This window comes from Chrysiogenia bacterium (genome assembly GCA_020434085.1).
Lineage (GTDB): Bacteria > JAGRBM01 > JAGRBM01 > JAGRBM01 > JAGRBM01 > JAGRBM01.
Map to the genome: position 1 here is coordinate 1 of JAGRBM010000193.1, position 2,244 is coordinate 2,244.

1 protein-coding gene is annotated in these 2,244 nt (G+C 60.0%); it reads left to right on the forward strand.

The window, feature by feature from the left end; translation table 11 throughout:
- Positions 1-2,244, forward strand: a 2,244-nt coding sequence (locus tag KDH09_06435) for a c-type cytochrome (GenBank protein ID MCB0219317.1), incomplete at both ends; no start/stop codon positions are given.

The window sequence follows — 2,244 nt, forward strand, 5'->3', positions numbered from 1 at the left end:
TCAAGAGCCTCGATGTCGAGCACGCCTTCTTCTACGAGGAAGCGCTCAAGAAAGAGAAGACACTCGAAGAGCAGGCCGCCCGCGGCGAGGCTACCGAACTCGAGGTCAGCAATGCCAAGGCCGAGTCCGAGCACTTCCGCTCCAAGCTTGCCGAGGACGCGGCGAACATCGCCGGCGCCGAGGAAAATCTCGACAATCTGCGCACCGAGCTCAAGGAGCTGCAGGCGCACCGCGATGAGATTCTTGCCGAGTACACCAAGTGGGACGAGCTCAAGAAGACCGCCACCCGCGAACTCGCGGTGATGCAGGACAAGCTTCGCCGCCTGGAGCGCCCCTGGTTCATGCCCGAAGCGCTCTGGTACGAAGGTACCATTCAGCAGGTCGTTCTTCGTGGCTACCGCGTCAACGCCTTCGACGAAAACCAGTACACGGTTGATCGCTGCATGACCTGCCACATGGGCGTGGATAAGAGTGGTTTCGAGAGCGAGGACATCCCGCTCGTCTCTCGCACGCATCCCGATCGTGGCGGCATCATTGCGCAGCATCCGATCAAGAAATTCGCTTGCACCCCCTGCCATATGGGTCAGGGGCCGGCCGTCTCCAGCACGACCGCGGCCGAGCATTCCGACCTCGACGAAGTTCACGGCCTGATCCATCACTGGAACGAGCCGGTTCTGGGCTTTGTGCAGTCGGGCCACTACCACGAATACAAGGAAGAGCGTGAGACCGATTACACCCAGGCCTCATGTTTCAAGTGCCACTCCAAGCAGTATGAGATCGAAAGCCCGCATGCCGATGTGCTCAATGCGGGCAAGGAATACGTCACCAAGCTCGGTTGCTGGGGCTGCCACAATGTGAAGAACGTGGGAGATCAGGCTCTTGGCGCCACCGGCAAGAAGGTCGGTCCTTCGCTCACGCGTGTGATGGAGAAGGTCAGCGCCGACTGGATCGTCTCCTGGGTGGAAAACCCGCAGGCGCATCTTGAGCACTCGCGCATGCCTTACTACGCCGATTTCAGCCGCAAGGACCCGGCCGAGTATCAGGAAGATCTGCACTCGCTGGCCGCGTTCCTCAATTCGCGCAGCAAGGACTGGCCCGAACTCGATGCCGACACCCGCTCGGACAGCTTCTTTACCTCCGGCAGTGCCAAGCGCGGTGAAGAGCTCTTCAAGAGCGTGGGCTGCATGGGTTGTCACGCCCTGGGCGAGCGTCCCGAGAACTTCGCGTCGAACGACAATCCCTTCTACAAGGATTACGATGTCGCCCCGAACCTCTACAACACGGGGAACAAGATTCGCAGCGCCAAGTGGGTCTATCACTGGATCAAGAATCCGAGCAGCTACGATCCCAACACCTCGATGCCCAGTCTGCGCCTGACCGACGCCGAAGCCCTCGACATCACGACTTATCTGATGCAGCAAAAGGGCAAGGACATCCCGCAGGTCGAAGGCCTGGCCGATCAGCTCGACGACGAGAAGCTCATCGAGCGCGGCGAGTGGATTGTCAGCAATTACGGCTGCTTCGGTTGCCACAACATTACCGGCTTCGAAAAGACCGGCAAGATTTCGGTCGAACTCTCTGAATTTGCCAACAAGACCGCCCACGAGCTGGCCTTCGGCATTACCAGTGAAGAGGATGTTCCCCGTACCTGGGAAGCCTGGACGATCAACAAGCTCCAGAACCCGCGCGGTTACGAGACGGAGCGTCAGCTCAACAAGATGCCGGACTTCAAGTTCAGCGATGAAGCCGCGCATGCCATTCGCGTCTTCCTCAAGAGCCAGACCGGTCAGAAGGTCGGCGCCGACTGGTTCTACGACCTCTCCCCGGCCGAGAACGCCGAGGAAGAAGGCCGCGTGCTCGTCGAGCAGTTCAACTGCAAGGCCTGTCACGGCATCGACGGCAAGGGCGGCCGGATCATGGCCTATTTCGAGGGCGAAGATCCCAATACCGCGCCGCCGCAGCTCAACCGTCAGGGTGAGCGGGTTCAGCCCGACTGGTTCTACCACTTCCTGCAGAAGGTGGAGCCGATCCGCCCCTGGTTGAAGGTCCGCATGCCCAGCTTCAACATCGATGAAGAAGAGGCCACCAAGATCGTTCAGTATTTCCAGGGCAAGACGGGCGATCTCGATCCTTTCGTCCGGATCGAACTGGCGGATATCGACCCGGCCAATGTCGAGCGCGGCCGCGAGCTCTTCACGCAGAGCGGTTGCAGCAACTGCCACTTCACCAAGCAGACAGGCCTGA